The following is a 17,322-nucleotide window of genomic DNA, read 5'->3' on the forward strand; positions in this document are numbered from 1 at the left end:
CATACTTAATGTTGTTGGGCAACATTAAGTGGCTCTCTTACATTTTAACCAAGCAATCTGTGTGGACACTGCATTCAACAGTCAGTCTTTAGGTAAGGAGGTGATCCAGCCCCAGGTTCCCCTAGGGCTACCTTGTTACGACTTCACCCCAGTCATGAACCACACCGTGGTAAACGCCCTCCCGAAGGTTAAGCTATCTACTTCTGGTGCAGCCCACTCCCATGGTGTGACGGGCGGTGTGTACAAGGCCCGGGAACGTATTCACCGTGGCATTCTGATCCACGATTACTAGCGATTCCGACTTCATGGAGTCGAGTTGCAGACTCCAATCCGGACTACGACGTACTTTCTGGGATTCGCTCACTCTCGCGAGTTGGCAGCCCTCTGTATACGCCATTGTAGCACGTGTGTAGCCCTACTCGTAAGGGCCATGATGACTTGACGTCGTCCCCACCTTCCTCCGGTTTATCACCGGCAGTCTCCCTGGAGTTCCCACCCGAAGTGCTGGCAAACAAGGATAAGGGTTGCGCTCGTTGCGGGACTTAACCCAACATTTCACAACACGAGCTGACGACAGCCATGCAGCACCTGTCTCAGAGTTCCCGAAGGCACCAAAGCATCTCTGCTAAGTTCTCTGGATGTCAAGAGTAGGTAAGGTTCTTCGCGTTGCATCGAATTAAACCACATGCTCCACCGCTTGTGCGGGCCCCCGTCAATTCATTTGAGTTTTAATCTTGCGACCGTACTCCCCAGGCGGTCTACTTAACGCGTTAGCTCCGAAAGCCACGGCTCAAGGCCACAACCTCCAAGTAGACATCGTTTACGGCGTGGACTACCAGGGTATCTAATCCTGTTTGCTCCCCACGCTTTCGCATCTGAGCGTCAGTCTTTGTCCAGGGGCCGCCTTCGCCACCGGTATTCCTTCAGATCTCTACGCATTTCACCGCTACACCTGAAATTCTACCCCCCTCTACAAGACTCTAGTCTGCCAGTTCAAAATGCTGTTCCGAGGTTGAGCCCCGGGCTTTCACATCTTGCTTAACAGACCGCCTGCATGCGCTTTACGCCCAGTAATTCCGATTAACGCTCGCACCCTCCGTATTACCGCGGCTGCTGGCACGGAGTTAGCTGATGCTTCTTCTGTAGGTAACGTCAAACAATGCCGCTATTAACGACACTGCCTTCCTCCCTACTGAAAGTACTTTACAACCCGAAGGCCTTCTTCATACACGCGGCATGGCTGCATCAGGGTTTCCCCCATTGTGCAATATTCCCCACTGCTGCCTCCCGTAGGAGTCTGGACCGTGTCTCAGTTCCAGTGTGGCTGATCATCCTCTCAGACCAGCTAGGGATCGTTGCCTTGGTGAGCCATTACCTCACCAACAAGCTAATCCCACCTGGGCTAATCCTGACGCGAGAGGCCCGAAGGTCCCCCTCTTTGCTCCGAAGAGATTATGCGGTATTAGCTATCGTTTCCAATAGTTATCCCCCACATCAGGGCATATTCCCAGGCATTACTCACCCGTCCGCCGCTCGCCGCCCTTAACGTTCCCCGAAGGTTCAGTTAAGTCGCTGCCGCTCGACTTGCATGTGTTAGGCCTGCCGCCAGCGTTCAATCTGAGCCATGATCAAACTCTTCAATTAAAGTTTTGTTGGTCTTTCGACCGACTCAATGAATACTGTTAATTCATCATAAATGATGAATGAATTGACTGTGCTGATACCGAAGTATCAAATTGGTCACTAGTATCATTGATAAATCTTTTGACTAATCATTCAACGAGTGCCCACACAGATTGCATGGTCAAATTGTTAAAGAACGTTGACTTTCAATGCCTTAGCGTTTTTCGCTTCAGCAAGTCAGGTGGCGTATAATACGCTCTTCTGATATTCAGTCAAGACAAAATTCTCATCTTTTTAATCACTTGGTTAAAAAATGAAAACCTTCTTTGACCTCGCTCACATTCCAATCAGTGGGAGCGAATAAAAGCCCGTTCTGATGAACGGGCTTTCTTAATTTGAGCCTGGCGATGTCCTACTCTCACATGGGGAGACCCCACACTACCATCGGCGCTATTACGTTTCACTACTGAGTTCGGCATGGGATCAGGTGGGTCCATAACGCTATGGTCGCCAAGCAAATTCGTTACAATCTTGAAAAGCTGATTCTCAAACACACGTTCAAGTGTTCTTGGAGTCCGTATAAAACCCCTTGGGTGTTGTATGGTTAAGCCTCACGGGCAATTAGTATCGGTTAGCTCAATGCCTCACAGCACTTACACACCCGACCTATCAACGTTGTAGTCTTCAACAACCCTTTAGAGACCTTAAAGGTCTAGGGATGACTCATCTTGAGGCTCGCTTCCCGCTTAGATGCTTTCAGCGGTTATCGATTCCGAACTTAGCTACCGGGCAATGCGTCTGGCGACACAACCCGAACACCAGCGGTTCGTCCACTCCGGTCCTCTCGTACTAGGAGCAGCCCCTCTCAATCATCCAACGCCCACGGCAGATAGGGACCGAACTGTCTCACGACGTTCTAAACCCAGCTCGCGTACCACTTTAAATGGCGAACAGCCATACCCTTGGGACCGACTTCAGCCCCAGGATGTGATGAGCCGACATCGAGGTGCCAAACACCGCCGTCGATATGAACTCTTGGGCGGTATCAGCCTGTTATCCCCGGAGTACCTTTTATCCGTTGAGCGATGGCCCTTCCATTCAGAACCACCGGATCACTATGACCTGCTTTTCGCACCTGCTCGAATTGTCATTCTCGCAGTCAAGCGGGCTTATGCCATTGCACTAACCTCACGATGTCCGACCGTGATTAGCCCACCTTCGTGCTCCTCCGTTACTCTTTGGGAGGAGACCGCCCCAGTCAAACTACCCACCAGGCACTGTCCGTAACCCCGATAAGGGGCCAACGTTAGAACATCAAGCATACAAGGGTGGTATTTCAAGGACGACTCCATAACCGCTGGCGCGATTATTTCACAGTCTCCCACCTATCCTACACATGTAGGGTCAATGTTCAGTGCCAAGCTATAGTAAAGGTTCACGGGGTCTTTCCGTCTAGCCGCGGGGACGCAGCATCTTCACTGCGATTTCAATTTCACTGAGTCTCGGGTGGAGACAGCGTACTCATCATTACGCCATTCGTGCAGGTCGGAACTTACCCGACAAGGAATTTCGCTACCTTAGGACCGTTATAGTTACGGCCGCCGTTTACCGGGGCTTCGATCAAGAGCTTCGACCGAAGTCTAACCCCATCAATTAACCTTCCGGCACCGGGCAGGCGTCACACCGTATACGTCATCTTTCGATTTTGCACAGTGCTGTGTTTTTAATAAACAGTTGCAGCCACCTGGTATCTGCGACTCCCGGCAGCTTAGAGAGCAAGTCTCATCACCGCTAGGAGCGTACCTTCTCCCGAAGTTACGGTACCATTTTGCCTAGTTCCTTCACCCGAGTTCTCTCAAGCGCCTTGGTATTCTCTACCTGATCACCTGTGTCGGTTTGGGGTACGATTTCTTATAATCTGAAGCTTAGAAGCTTTTCCCGGAAGCATGGCATCAATGACTTCGTCACCGTAGTGACTCGACATCGTATCTCAGCCTTAAGATGGTCCGGATTTTCCTAAACCATCAGCCTACATACTTGGACCTGGACAACCGTCGCCAGGCTCACCTAGCCTTCTCCGTCCCTCCATCGCAATTATAAGAAGTACGGGAATATTAACCCGTTTCCCATCGACTACGCCTTTCGGCCTCGCCTTAGGGGTCGACTTACCCTGCCCCGATTAACGTTGGACAGGAACCCTTAATCTTCCGGCGAGGGAGTTTTTCACTCCCTTTATCGTTACTCATGTCAGCATTCGCACTTCTGATACCTCCAGCATGCCTTACAGCACACCTTCAACGGCTTACAGAACGCTCCCCTACCCAATATGCGAAGTACATTGCCGCAGCTTCGGTGTATAGCTTAGCCCCGTTAAATCTTCCGCGCAGGCCGACTCGACCAGTGAGCTATTACGCTTTCTTTAAATGATGGCTGCTTCTAAGCCAACATCCTGGCTGTCTGAGCCTTCCCACATCGTTTCCCACTTAGCTATAACTTTGGGACCTTAGCTGGCGGTCTGGGTTGTTTCCTCTTCACGACGGACGTTAGCACCCGCCGTGTGTCTCCCGGATAGTACTTACTGGTATTCGGAGTTTGCAAAGGGTTGGTAAGTCGGGATGACCCCCTAGCCTTAACAGTGCTCTACCCCCAGTAGTATTCGTCCGAGGCGCTACCTAAATAGCTTTCGGGGAGAACCAGCTATCTCCGAGTTTGATTGGCCTTTCACCCCTAGCCACAAGTCATCCGCTAATTTTTCAACATTAGTCGGTTCGGTCCTCCAGTAAGTGTTACCTCACCTTCAACCTGCCCATGGCTAGATCACTCGGTTTCGGGTCTAATCCTAGCAACTCATTCGCCCAGTTAAGACTCGGTTTCCCTACGGCTCCCCTAAACGGTTAACCTTGCTACTAAAATTAAGTCGCTGACCCATTATACAAAGGTACGCAGTCACATAACAAGTATGCTCCTACTGCTTGTACGTACACGGTTTCAGGTTCTATTTCACTCCCCTCACAGGGGTTCTTTTCGCCTTTCCCTCACGGTACTGGTTCACTATCGGTCAGTCAGGAGTATTTAGCCTTGGAGGATGGTCCCCCATATTCAGACAAGATAACACGTGTCCCGTCCTACTCGTTTTCACTGATAATGCGTTGTCGGTTACGGGGCTATCACCCTGTATCGCAGAACTTTCCAGAACTTTCACCTAACGCAAAACTAGCTTAAGGGCTAATCCGGTTTCGCTCGCCGCTACTACCGGAATCTCGGTTGATTTCTCTTCCTCGGGGTACTTAGATGTTTCAGTTCCCCGGTTCGCCTCGTGCTGCTATGTATTCACAACACGATACGTGCTTATGCACGTGGGTTTCCCCATTCGGAAATCCCAGAGTCACTAGTTTTTACTACCTTCTCTGGGCTTATCGCAAGTTAATACGTCCTTCATCGCCTCTGACTGCCAAGGCATCCACCGTGTACGCTTAGTCACTTAACCATACAACCCCAAGAGGTTTCGTATGTTCAAACAACCAAGGTTTATGTCTCTGATAAGGAGACGTTGGTTTTTCGCCGGACTCGATACAAGACACTTGAATGTGTATTGTTTTGAGAACTCGTTTTCATCATCCGATGAAAACTGTAAATCAATCTATTCGATTGAATTTACTAGTCAGCTTTCCAGATTGTTAAAGAGCATAACGCAAAAGCGTTAATCAAGTAACGGATGTCATTAATTAGCACTTTCGCTATTTTTCTAAAACTATTTCACCAAGCAATCTGTGTGGACACTGCATTCAACAGTTCAGTCTTTAGGTAAGGAGGTGATCCAGCCCCAGGTTCCCCTAGGGCTACCTTGTTACGACTTCACCCCAGTCATGAACCACACCGTGGTAAACGCCCTCCCGAAGGTTAAGCTATCTACTTCTGGTGCAGCCCACTCCCATGGTGTGACGGGCGGTGTGTACAAGGCCCGGGAACGTATTCACCGTGACATTCTGATTCACGATTACTAGCGATTCCGACTTCATGGAGTCGAGTTGCAGACTCCAATCCGGACTACGACGTACTTTCTGGGATTCGCTCACTCTCGCGAGTTGGCAGCCCTCTGTATACGCCATTGTAGCACGTGTGTAGCCCTACTCGTAAGGGCCATGATGACTTGACGTCGTCCCCACCTTCCTCCGGTTTATCACCAGCAGTCTCCCTGGAGTTCCCACCCGAAGTGCTGGCAAACAAGGATAAGGGTTGCGCTCGTTGCGGGACTTAACCCAACATTTCACAACACGAGCTGACGACAGCCATGCAGCACCTGTCTCAGAGTTCCCGAAGGCACCAAAGCATCTCTGCTAAGTTCTCTGGATGTCAAGAGTAGGTAAGGTTCTTCGCGTTGCATCGAATTAAACCACATGCTCCACCGCTTGTGCGGGCCCCCGTCAATTCATTTGAGTTTTAATCTTGCGACCGTACTCCCCAGGCGGTCTACTTAACGCGTTAGCTCCGAAAGCCACGGCTCAAGGCCACAACCTCCAAGTAGACATCGTTTACGGCGTGGACTACCAGGGTATCTAATCCTGTTTGCTCCCCACGCTTTCGCATCTGAGCGTCAGTCTTTGTCCAGGGGCCGCCTTCGCCACCAGTATTCCTTCAGATCTCTACGCATTTCACCGCTACACCTGAAATTCTACCCCCCTCTACAAGACTCTAGTCTGCCAGTTCAAAATGCTGTTCCGAGGTTGAGCCCCGGGCTTTCACATCTTGCTTAACAGACCGCCTGCATGCGCTTTACGCCCAGTAATTCCGATTAACGCTCGCACCCTCCGTATTACCGCGGCTGCTGGCACGGAGTTAGCCTGTGCTTCTTCTGTAGGTAACGTCAAACAATGCCGCTATTAACGACACTGCCTTCCTCCCCACTGAAAGTACTTTACAACCCGAAGGCCTTCTTCATACACGCGGCATGGCTGCATCAGGGTTTCCCCCATTGTGCAATATTCCCCACTGCTGCCTCCCGTAGGAGTCTGGACCGTGTCTCAGTTCCAGTGTGGCTGATCATCCTCTCAGACCAGCTAGGGATCGTTGCCTTGGTGAGCCATTACCTCACCAACAAGCTAATCCCACCTGGGCTAATCCTGACGCGAGAGGCCCGAAGGTCCCCTCTTTGCTCCGAAGAGATTATGCGGTATTAGCTATCGTTTCCAATAGTTATCCCCCACATCAGGGCATATTCCCAGGCATTACTCACCCGTCCGCCGCTCGCCGCCCTTAACGTTCCCCGAAGGTTCAGTTAAGTCGCTGCCGCTCGACTTGCATGTGTTAGGCCTGCCGCCAGCGTTCAATCTGAGCCATGATCAAACTCTTCAATTAAAGTTTTGTTGGTCTTTCGACCGACTCAATGAATACTGTTAATTCATCATAAATGATGAATGAATTGACTGTGCTGATACCGAAGTATCAAATTGGTCACTAGTATCATTGATAAATCTTTTTGACTAATCATTCAACGAGTGCCCACACAGATTGCATGGTCAAATTGTTAAAGAACGTTGACTTTCAATGCCTTAGCGCCTTACGCTTCAGCAAGTCAGGTGGCGTATAATACGCTTATCTGATATTCAGTCAAGACAAAATTCTCATCTTTTTAGTCAGTTGGTTAAAAAGTGAAAACCTTCTTTTGACCTCGCTCACATTCCAATCAGTGGGAGCGAATAAAAGCCCGTTCTGATGAACGGGCTTTCTAATTTGAAGCCTGGCGATGTCCTACTCTCACATGGGGAGACCCCACACTACCATCGGCGCTATTACGTTTCACTACTGAGTTCGGCATGGGATCAGGTGGGTCCATAACGCTATGGTCGCCAAGCAAATTCGTTACAATCTTGAAAAGCTGATTCTCAAACACACGTTCAAGTGTTCTTGGAGTCCGTATAAAACCCCTTGGGTGTTGTATGGTTAAGCCTCACGGGCAATTAGTATCGGTTAGCTCAATGCCTCGCAGCACTTACACACCCGACCTATCAACGTTGTAGTCTTCAACAACCCTTTAGAGACCTTAAAGGTCTAGGGATGACTCATCTTGAGGCTCGCTTCCCGCTTAGATGCTTTCAGCGGTTATCGATTCCGAACTTAGCTACCGGGCAATGCGTCTGGCGACACAACCCGAACACCAGCGGTTCGTCCACTCCGGTCCTCTCGTACTAGGAGCAGCCCCTCTCAATCATCCAACGCCCACGGCAGATAGGGACCGAACTGTCTCACGACGTTCTAAACCCAGCTCGCGTACCACTTTAAATGGCGAACAGCCATACCCTTGGGACCGACTTCAGCCCCAGGATGTGATGAGCCGACATCGAGGTGCCAAACACCGCCGTCGATATGAACTCTTGGGCGGTATCAGCCTGTTATCCCCGGAGTACCTTTTATCCGTTGAGCGATGGCCCTTCCATTCAGAACCACCGGATCACTATGACCTGCTTTCGCACCTGCTCCCCGAATTGTCATTCTCGCAGTCAAGCGGGCTTATGCCATTGCACTAACCTCACGATGTCCGACCGTGATTAGCCCACCTTCGTGCTCCTCCGTTACTCTTTGGGAGGAGACCGCCCCAGTCAAACTACCCACCAGGCACTGTCCGTAACCCCGATAAGGGGCCCACGTTAGAACATCAAGCATACAAGGGTGGTATTTCAAGGACGACTCCATAACCGCTAGCGCGATTATTTCACAGTCTCCCACCTATCCTACACATGTAGGGTCAATGTTCAGTGCCAAGCTATAGTAAAGGTTCACGGGGTCTTTCCGTCTAGCCGCGGGGACGCAGCATCTTCACTGCGATTTCAATTTCACTGAGTCTCGGGTGGAGACAGCGTACTCATCATTACGCCATTCGTGCAGGTCGGAACTTACCCGACAAGGAATTTCGCTACCTTAGGACCGTTATAGTTACGGCCGCCGTTTACCGGGGCTTCGATCAAGAGCTTCGACCGAAGTCTAACCCCATCAATTAACCTTCCGGCACCGGGCAGGCGTCACACCGTATACGTCATCTTTCGATTTTGCACAGTGCTGTGTTTTTAATAAACAGTTGCAGCCACCTGGTATCTGCGACTCCCGGCAGCTTAGAGAGCAAGTCTCATCACCGCTAGGAGCGTACCTTCTCCCGAAGTTACGGTACCATTTTGCCTAGTTCCTTCACCCGAGTTCTCTCAAGCGCCTTGGTATTCTCTACCTGATCACCTGTGTCGGTTTGGGGTACGATTCCTTATAATCTGAAGCTTAGAAGCTTTTCCCGGAAGCATGGCATCAATGACTTCATCACCGTAGTGACTCGACATCGTATCTCAGCCTTAAGATGGTCCGGATTTGCCTAAACCATCAGCCTACATACTTGGACCTGGACAACCGTCGCCAGGCTCACCTAGTCTTCTCCGTCCCTCCATCGCAATTATAAGAAGTACGGGAATATTAACCCGTTTCCCATCGACTACGCCTTTCGGCCTCGCCTTAGGGGTCGACTTACCCTGCCCCGATTAACGTTGGACAGGAACCCTTGATCTTCCGGCGAGGGAGTTTTTCACTCCCTTTATCGTTACTCATGTCAGCATTCGCACTTCTGATACCTCCAGCATGCCTTACAGCACACCTTCAACGGCTTACAGAACGCTCCCCTACCCAATAAGTAAAACTTCATTGCCGCAGCTTCGGTGTATAGCTTAGCCCCGTTAAATCTTCCGCGCAGGCCGACTCGACCAGTGAGCTATTACGCTTTCTTTAAATGATGGCTGCTTCTAAGCCAACATCCTGGCTGTCTGAGCCTTCCCACATCGTTTCCCACTTAGCTATAACTTTGGGACCTTAGCTGGCGGTCTGGGTTGTTTCCCTCTTCACGACGGACGTTAGCACCCGCCGTGTGTCTCCCGGATAGTACTTACTGGTATTCGGAGTTTGCAAAGGGTTGGTAAGTCGGGATGACCCCCTAGCCTTAACAGTGCTCTACCCCCAGTAGTATTCGTCCGAGGCGCTACCTAAATAGCTTTCGGGGAGAACCAGCTATCTCCGAGTTTGATTGGCCTTTCACCCCTAGCCACAAGTCATCCGCTAATTTTTCAACATTAGTCGGTTCGGTCCTCCAGTAAGTGTTACCTCACCTTCAACCTGCCCATGGCTAGATCACTCGGTTTCGGGTCTAATCCTAGCAACTATGACGCCCAGTTAAGACTCGGTTTCCCTACGGCTCCCCTAAACGGTTAACCTTGCTACTAAAATTAAGTCGCTGACCCATTATACAAAGGTACGCAGTCACATAACAAGTATGCTCCTACTGCTTGTACGTACACGGTTTCAGGTTCTATTTCACTCCCCTCACAGGGGTTCTTTTCGCCTTTCCCTCACGGTACTGGTTCACTATCGGTCAGTCAGGAGTATTTAGCCTTGGAGGATGGTCCCCCCATATTCAGACAAGATAACACGTGTCCCGTCCTACTCGTTTTCACTGATAATGCGTTGTCGGTTACGGGGCTATCACCCTGTATCGCAGAACTTTCCAGAACTTTCACCTAACGCAAAACTAGCTTAAGGGCTAATCCGGTTTCGCTCGCCGCTACTACCGGAATCTCGGTTGATTTCTCTTCCTCGGGGTACTTAGATGTTTCAGTTCCCCCGGTTCGCCTCGTGCTGCTATGTATTCACAACACGATACGTGCTTATGCACGTGGGTTTCCCCATTCGGAAATCCCAGAGTCACTGGCTTTTACTACCTTCTCTGGGCTTATCGCAAGTTAATACGTCCTTCATCGCCTCTGACTGCCAAGGCATCCACCGTGTACGCTTAGTCACTTAACCATACAACCCCAAGAGGTTTCGTATGTTCAAACAACCAAGGTTTATGTCTCTGATAAGGAGACGTTGGTTTTTCGCCGGACTCGATACAAGACACTTGAATGTGTATTGTTTTGAGAACTCGTTTTCATCTTTCGATGAAAACTATAAATCAATCTATTCGATTGAATTTACTAGTCAGCTTTCCAGATTGTTAAAGAGCATTGTGTTTATCGTTAAATAACCACTTTTTAAAAACACTCATAAGAATGCGCTTAAAGAGTGGCGTCCCGTAGGGGAGTCGAACCCCTGTTACCGCCGTGAAAGGGCGGTGTCCTAGGCCTCTAGACGAACGGGACATTGGTGGAGCTATGCGGGATCGAACCGCAGACCTCCTGCGTGCAAGGCAGGCGCTCTCCCAGCTGAGCTATAACCCCAATGTTTTACTTCAATAAGAAGTGGTGGGCGATACCGGGCTCGAACCAGTGACCCCCTCCTTGTAAGGGAGGTGCTCTCCCAACTGAGCTAATCGCCCACTATAGTTACTATTTGTTTTCACTTTAAAAAGTAAAATCAAACTAGCTTTCCTTCGTGGAAAGGAAATGGTGGGTCGTGCAGGATTCGAACCTGCGACCAATTGATTAAAAGTCAACTGCTCTACCAACTGAGCTAACGACCCATTGGCGTCCCGTAGGGGAGTCGAACCCCTGTTACCGCCGTGAAAGGGCGGTGTCCTAGGCCTCTAGACGAACGGGACAATGTTCATACTTAATGTTGTTGGGCAACATTAAATGGCTCTCTTACATTTTAACCAAGCAATCTGTGTGGACACTGCATTCAACAGTAAGTCTTTAGGTAAGGAGGTGATCCAGCCCCAGGTTCCCCTAGGGCTACCTTGTTACGACTTCACCCCAGTCATGAACCACACCGTGGTAAACGCCCTCCCGAAGGTTAAGCTATCTACTTCTGGTGCAGCCCACTCCCATGGTGTGACGGGCGGTGTGTACAAGGCCCGGGAACGTATTCACCGTGGCATTCTGATCCACGATTACTAGCGATTCCGACTTCATGGAGTCGAGTTGCAGACTCCAATCCGGACTACGACGTACTTTCTGGGATTCGCTCACTCGCGAGTTGGCAGCCCTCTGTATACGCCATTGTAGCACGTGTGTAGCCCTACTCGTAAGGGCCATGATGACTTGACGTCGTCCCCACCTTCCTCCGGTTTATCACCAGCAGTCTCCCTGGAGTTCCCCCGAAGTGCTGGCAAACAAGGATAAGGGTTGCGCTCGTTGCGGGACTTAACCCAACATTTCACAACACGAGCTGACGACAGCCATGCAGCACCTGTCTCAGAGTTCCCGAAGGCACCAATCCATCTCTGGAAAGTTCTCTGGATGTCAAGAGTAGGTAAGGTTCTTCGCGTTGCATCGAATTAAACCACATGCTCCACCGCTTGTGCGGGCCCCCGTCAATTCATTTGAGTTTTAATCTTGCGACCGTACTCCCCAGGCGGTCTACTTAACGCGTTAGCTCCGAAAGCCACGGCTCAAGGCCACAACCTCCAAGTAGACATCGTTTACGGCGTGGACTACCAGGGTATCTAATCCTGTTTGCTCCCCACGCTTTCGCATCTGAGCGTCAGTCTTTGTCCAGGGGGCCGCCTTCGCCACCGGTATTCCTTCAGATCTCTACGCATTTCACCGCTACACCTGAAATTCTACCCCCCTCTACAAGACTCTAGTCTGCCAGTTCAAAATGCTGTTCCGAGGTTGAGCCCCGGGCTTTCACATCTTGCTTAACAGACCGCCTGCATGCGCTTTACGCCCAGTAATTCCGATTAACGCTCGCACCCTCCGTATTACCGCGGCTGCTGGCACGGAGTTAGCCGGTGCTTCTTCTGTAGGTAACGTCAAACAATGCCGCTATTAACGACACTGCCTTCCTCCCCACTGAAAGTACTTTACAACCCGAAGGCCTTCTTCATACACGCGGCATGGCTGCATCAGGGTTTCCCCCATTGTGCAATATTCCCCACTGCTGCCTCCCGTAGGAGTCTGGACCGTGTCTCAGTTCCAGTGTGGCTGATCATCCTCTCAGACCAGCTAGGGATCGTTGCCTTGGTGAGCCATTACCTCACCAACAAGCTAATCCCACCTGGGCTAATCCTGACGCGAGAGGCCCGAAGGTCCCCCTCTTTGCTCCGAAGAGATTATGCGGTATTAGCTATCGTTTCCAATAGTTATCCCCCACATCAGGGCATATTCCCAGGCATTACTCACCCGTCCGCCGCTCGCCGCCCTTAACGTTCCCCGAAGGTTCAGTTAAGTCGCTGCCGCTCGACTTGCATGTGTTAGGCCTGCCGCCAGCGTTCAATCTGAGCCATGATCAAACTCTTCAATTAAAGTTTTGTTGGTCTTTCGACCTACTCAATGAATACTGTTAATTCATCATAAATAATGAATGAATTGACTGTGCTGATACCGAAGTATCAAATTGGTCACTAGTATCATTGATAAATCTTTTTGACTAATCATTCAACGAGTGCCCACACAGATTGCATGGTCAAATTTTTAAAGAACGTTGACTACTCAACACTTCGTGTTGGTTAGGGCTGCGTATTCTACTCAACCTTTAACTATAGTCAAGAATAATTTTTAACTTTAAAACTTATTCTTGACTACCTTTGGCTATCCCAAAGATTTAATCACGAGGCGAAATTGTCATTTCGAAAACTTTGAACTCGATCATTTGTTTGTTCGCGTCCCGTTTCGATGGAGCGGCATTATAGAGACTTCGATCACTCTGACAAGTGTTTTTTTAAAAAAAGAATGTATTTGATTGTTATTTCATCTAATGTGATTAATATGCTTGTAATTACAACATTTGCTCCACTGGTTGTTCACCCGCTAGTAATTACAACTCAATGAAAGTAATATCATTGTGAGTTCGATGTTAAAAGAAACAATAACGCATTCTCCTTCCATTTGACGATGTAGCTTAATTAAATATGAAATCAAATAACCAAACCATAATAACCGCTGTAGCCATTGCTATTATCGGTGCCTTAATCTTTAGCTTTATTCATATCCCATCCTCTATTAGCTTTGCTTTAGGTGCTGTACTGACTGGATTAGCACTTAACTTTATGCAAACGGATAAAACACCTTCAATGACAGAAACAGAAACCTCTCAAAGCAGCAAAACACTTTATGTCGGCAACCTTCCTTATCGTGCTAATGAGACAGACGTTAAAAACTTATTTGCTGAACACGGTGATGTTTTCGCTGTACGCCTAATGAAAGATAAGCGTACAGGTAAACGTAGAGGGTTTGGCTTTGTGGTAATGAGTAGCACAGATGCTGACGGCGCAATCGAGCAATTAAACAATAAAGAGTATGGACAGCGTACACTGAAAGTACGTGAAGCTAATGAACCTAAGAATACGGATACTGTAGAGACTGAATAGTCCCAAGGTGCATTGCTTTTAAACTCTTATTTAGCGCCGTTACACTTTGTGTAGCGGCGCTGCTGTATGTAGCGTTCTCAATCTGTGTATTTCTGCACTTCCCTTCTTCATCCGTAAGCTCTAGTAATGAAGCTACACGGTTGGCAATAGCCTTGCCTGAATCCACAATATAGACATCATTATTTAAAACAGCTTTTATCTCATCTTTAATAAGTGGGAAATGAGTGCAACCTAAAATGATACTATCTACTTGCTGCTGCCATGGCGCTAATATGCCACTTAACTCGTCCAGTGAAATTGCTTCACCACGTAGTTTTTGCTCAGCCATTTCCACCAAACGCGTAGAGCCGATCATTTTTACTTCACAATCGCTAGCAAATTGGGAGATTAACTGCTGTGTATAGCTGCGCTTAACGGTAGCTGGAGTTGCCAATAAACCAATCACTTTGGTTTGACTTAACTTGGCGGCAGGTTTTATGGCTGGAACTACGCCAACGACAGGGACGGTAAGGTGTTTGCGCAAGGTTGGAAGAACAATGGTACTTGCCGTATTACAAGCTATCACCACTAAATCAGCCTGATACTGCTCTACTAACGTCGAGACAATATAGTTGGTTCGCTCAATTAAAACGTCATCAGGTAATTCGCCATACGGAAACGCCGCATTATCAAATGCGTAAATATATTGTACTTGTGGTAAAAGATCGTAGATTTCTTTATAAACAGATAAACCACCTACACCAGAATCAAAAATAACAATCTTTTTCACACGTACCATACCTAATGAATATTACTCCCTATCATGATACTGCTAACTCTAGTCAGCGCAAACTGTCCTGTCACTTAACTGATAGCGCTGATAATAAAATCGTTCGGTTTTATCTATTCCCTGCCATTCAACCTCAAGTGGCTTGTGAAAATAAGGAGCGTTAATCACTAAGGTATGAAACTCGCCATTCTCACCACACGGATCAATATAAGTAGGCAACTCTTCAAGTAAAGCTTTATTAAACCATTTACCACAATACTGAGCCTCACACTGACTAGTATCAACAGTTACTAACTTGGTTTTAATACCTATTGTGATCATCTCAATAGCTAACTTATGGCTAGGCTCTCCCATTAACGGGAAAATACATTGCCACCCTTCTGGCTCTATATATTGCTTTCGATAATCCGCAATACCGTTACAGAAAATATCACCAAAGGCGACAGCCTGAATATTTAATCCACTGGCTTTTAGTCCATTAATAACCGTTTGTTGATATACCTCATTGGGAGGAAATACTTGTGGTAGCTCAATTAAGATCAAAGGTAAGCCAATAAGCCTAGCTTGCTCTTTTAATACTTCAAGAGGGGTAGCTTGAAAAGGAACTTCATCACCGACGTAAGTTGTATAGAGTCCGACTACGTTATAATGAGGGTCATTAAGTAAGCGCCATAAAGTTAATGCCGCATCTTTGCCTGACGACCAACTGATAATTACGTTTATTTTTTTCATCATAGTAAAAAGGCCACTATTGGAGCGGCCTTTGTCTTAAATATTCACAGATTAAAATTGGTAATTGATGCTCGTATAGTAAGTACGTCCTGGCATTTCATAACCACCAGCCGTCTCATACTGCTCATCCAGTAAGTTCGCAACACGACCTTTCAGTGCTAACTTCGGCTGTAACCAATAAGTCAAAGCAAGATCCCATGTGTCATAAGCAGGTAATTCACCTGTTGGACCATACTGATCAGGACGTTTACCGTGGTATTGGTAAGTAAGCGCACTATCAAGATCGCCAAAGCTTGCAGTTCCAACCCACTTAAATGAGAACTTCTCACGGCGATCTAAACGTTCACCTTTACTGTTACGCGGATCTTTAAAGTCAAAGTTTAGCTGATGAGATAAAAAGCCTGTATCAAAGTCGGCTTCCACCTCAATACCTTTGATCTTGCTCTTTCCTGATTCGTTATAGTACTTCCAAGACGTATTATTAAAGCCAATCAGATTATCAATTTCCATACGGTAACCTGTTACCGCTAAATCAATCAGACTGTAATTCGCTACAACGGCAATTTCAGCATTTTTAGACTTTTCAGGGCTTAATGTTTCTGTACCGTAAGATGGCGAATATAGCTGGTATAAGTTCGGTGCTTTAAAAGCTGTGCCATACGAGGTACGTAATTGTACTTCATCCGTGATATACCAACCACCAGCTACGTTATAAGTAAACTGTGAGCCGTATTGCTGGTTATCATCTAAACGCATGCTTGATTCTAATGAGAAGTCGTTAACGTTCACTAAACCAATACCGTAGACACCTGTATTATTACGGCTAAATGCATCCGTCGATAACTTGTCTTTCCAAGACTCTTTACGCCAATCAACCCCACCCACTAATTGTAGGTTTTCGTTAACCGTATAATGGTTATTCCACTGTAGGTTACGTTGAGTGAATTTCTCATCCTGGCTCGCTACAACAGGTAACGTTGTCGCTGCTTTGTTGTAATCGTAATTCGTTTGATGTTGGTAATCGGCAATAATCTTCGATTGATATCGACCTAAATCGAGATCTAGCCCTGCGCTATAGTCAAATAACTCAGGCTCAGATTGCATGTACTGGTGTACTGGCTCACCAGTGAAGAAGTCAACATATGAGCTGTCGTATTGATATTGGTTTTTATACCAACGCGCTGAGATAAAACCTTTCAGTGTGTCGCTAAAACGCTGATGGTAAGCGATCATCGCATTACGACTAGAAAAGCCATGTTTATCACCATCATTAATACCAGGTTGCGGTTTAACGTTATAGCCTTCATCGTCTTCATAGCCTGCTGCTAATTGTAATAAACCATTCTCACCGACTTTGTATGCCCCCGATGCACTTGCTTCTTGGTAATTATGACTGCCAATACCGACATTTAATTTGGTTTTTGAAGGCGCATCTACGTCAGCCAGCGTAATAATATTGATCACACCACCAATGGCTTCTGAACCATAAAGTGCAGCACGTGCACCACGGGTAAATTCAATACGCTCAACTTGCGTCAGCGGAATTTGGTTAAAATCCACCGCTCCTTTTGCCGCGCGTGCCATACGAATACCATCGACCAGTACCAATACTTGATCAGAGTTAGTACCACGTACCATGATGCTGACCAGTTGTCCTCGACCGCCATTTTGAGTCACTTGCACACCCGGTAATAAGCTGATCACTTCGGTGAGTGTTTTGGCTTGTACTTTATCAATGTCTTGACGGGTAACAACATTAAAAGGGGCAAGAACAGAAGTAACAGGTTGTTCAAAACGATTAGCCGTAACGACCATGACATCGTCAGCTTGGGTTTTATCGTCTGCTGCAATGGAAGAAAAAGATGGGAAATACACCGACGTCACCGCCAGTGCCAAAAGTGTTTTTTTCATTTTAGAATCCTAA

General features: G+C 47.8%; 4 protein-coding genes, 5 tRNA genes and 7 rRNA genes. 1 reads left to right on the top strand and 15 read right to left on the bottom strand.

Annotation, left to right across the window (positions count from 1 at the left end; translation table 11 throughout):
- Positions 1–93: 93 nt before the first annotated feature.
- From Q7674_RS20980 to Q7674_RS21035, 12 genes are all read right to left on the bottom strand, one after another.
- Positions 94–1,644, bottom strand: a 16S ribosomal RNA gene (locus Q7674_RS20980).
- Between the two features lie 378 nt (positions 1,645–2,022).
- A 5S ribosomal RNA gene (rrf, locus tag Q7674_RS20985) occupies positions 2,023–2,138 on the bottom strand.
- Positions 2,139–2,223: 85 nt separating this feature from the next.
- Positions 2,224–5,110: ribosomal RNA gene (locus Q7674_RS20990) — 23S ribosomal RNA — on the bottom strand.
- A gap of 318 nt (positions 5,111–5,428) precedes the next feature.
- Positions 5,429–6,978, bottom strand: a 16S ribosomal RNA gene (locus tag Q7674_RS20995).
- Positions 6,979–7,358: 380 nt separating this feature from the next.
- A 5S ribosomal RNA gene (gene rrf, locus Q7674_RS21000) occupies positions 7,359–7,474 on the bottom strand.
- Between the two features lie 85 nt (positions 7,475–7,559).
- Positions 7,560–10,452 (bottom strand): 23S ribosomal RNA (locus tag Q7674_RS21005).
- Positions 10,453–10,711: 259 nt separating this feature from the next.
- Positions 10,712–10,787 (bottom strand) — tRNA-Glu (locus tag Q7674_RS21010).
- 2 nt (positions 10,788–10,789) lie between these two features.
- A tRNA-Ala gene (locus Q7674_RS21015) sits at positions 10,790–10,865 on the bottom strand.
- 22 nt (positions 10,866–10,887) lie between these two features.
- A tRNA-Val gene (locus Q7674_RS21020) sits at positions 10,888–10,963 on the bottom strand.
- 68 nt (positions 10,964–11,031) lie between these two features.
- Positions 11,032–11,107 (bottom strand) — tRNA-Lys (locus Q7674_RS21025).
- Positions 11,108–11,109: 2 nt separating this feature from the next.
- Positions 11,110–11,185 (bottom strand) — tRNA-Glu (locus Q7674_RS21030).
- Between the two features lie 99 nt (positions 11,186–11,284).
- A 16S ribosomal RNA gene (locus Q7674_RS21035) occupies positions 11,285–12,832 on the bottom strand.
- Together the 16S, 23S and 5S rRNA genes with 5 tRNA genes alongside form the textbook arrangement of a ribosomal RNA operon.
- A 606-nt stretch (positions 12,833–13,438) precedes the next feature.
- Between Q7674_RS21035 and Q7674_RS21040 the strand changes: the two genes are divergently transcribed.
- Positions 13,439–13,897 carry an RNA recognition motif domain-containing protein gene (locus Q7674_RS21040; protein WP_045064512.1) on the top strand — a complete coding sequence of 153 codons (459 nt, stop codon included), beginning with the start codon at positions 13,439–13,441 and terminating at the stop codon, positions 13,895–13,897.
- On the opposite strand, the gene murI is transcribed toward Q7674_RS21040, so the two are convergent.
- Genes murI through btuB form a run of 3 tightly spaced genes read right to left on the bottom strand, consistent with a single transcriptional unit; the run spans position 13,866 to position 17,309 of the window.
- Entirely contained in the window at positions 13,866–14,675 is an 810-nt protein-coding gene (gene murI / locus Q7674_RS21045) for a glutamate racemase (RefSeq protein ID WP_045064510.1), read from the bottom strand. The genes Q7674_RS21040 and murI overlap by 32 nt on opposite strands.
- Before the next feature lie 39 nt (positions 14,676–14,714).
- Positions 14,715–15,401 (bottom strand): Dph6-related ATP pyrophosphatase, encoded by a 687-nt coding sequence (locus tag Q7674_RS21050; RefSeq protein WP_425260666.1) that lies wholly within the window; start codon positions 15,399–15,401, stop codon positions 14,715–14,717.
- A 48-nt stretch (positions 15,402–15,449) separates the two neighbouring features.
- A complete protein-coding gene (btuB, locus tag Q7674_RS21055; protein ID WP_305423268.1) occupies positions 15,450–17,309 on the bottom strand; it encodes a TonB-dependent vitamin B12 receptor in 1,860 nt (619 codons plus the stop codon).
- Positions 17,310–17,322: the final 13 nt, after the last annotated feature.

This window comes from Photobacterium leiognathi (genome assembly GCF_030685535.1).
GTDB lineage: Bacteria > Pseudomonadota > Gammaproteobacteria > Enterobacterales > Vibrionaceae > Photobacterium > Photobacterium leiognathi.

Coding starts and splice junctions, on each gene's coding strand:
- Q7674_RS21040 (WP_045064512.1), top strand. CDS start 13,439: ATGAAATCAAATAACCAAACCATAATAACCGCTGTAGCCATTGCTATT.
- murI (WP_045064510.1), bottom strand. CDS start 14,675: ATGGTACGTGTGAAAAAGATTGTTATTTTTGATTCTGGTGTAGGTGGT.
- Q7674_RS21050 (WP_425260666.1), bottom strand. CDS start 15,401: ATGATGAAAAAAATAAACGTAATTATCAGTTGGTCGTCAGGCAAAGAT.
- btuB (WP_305423268.1), bottom strand. CDS start 17,309: ATGAAAAAAACACTTTTGGCACTGGCGGTGACGTCGGTGTATTTCCCA.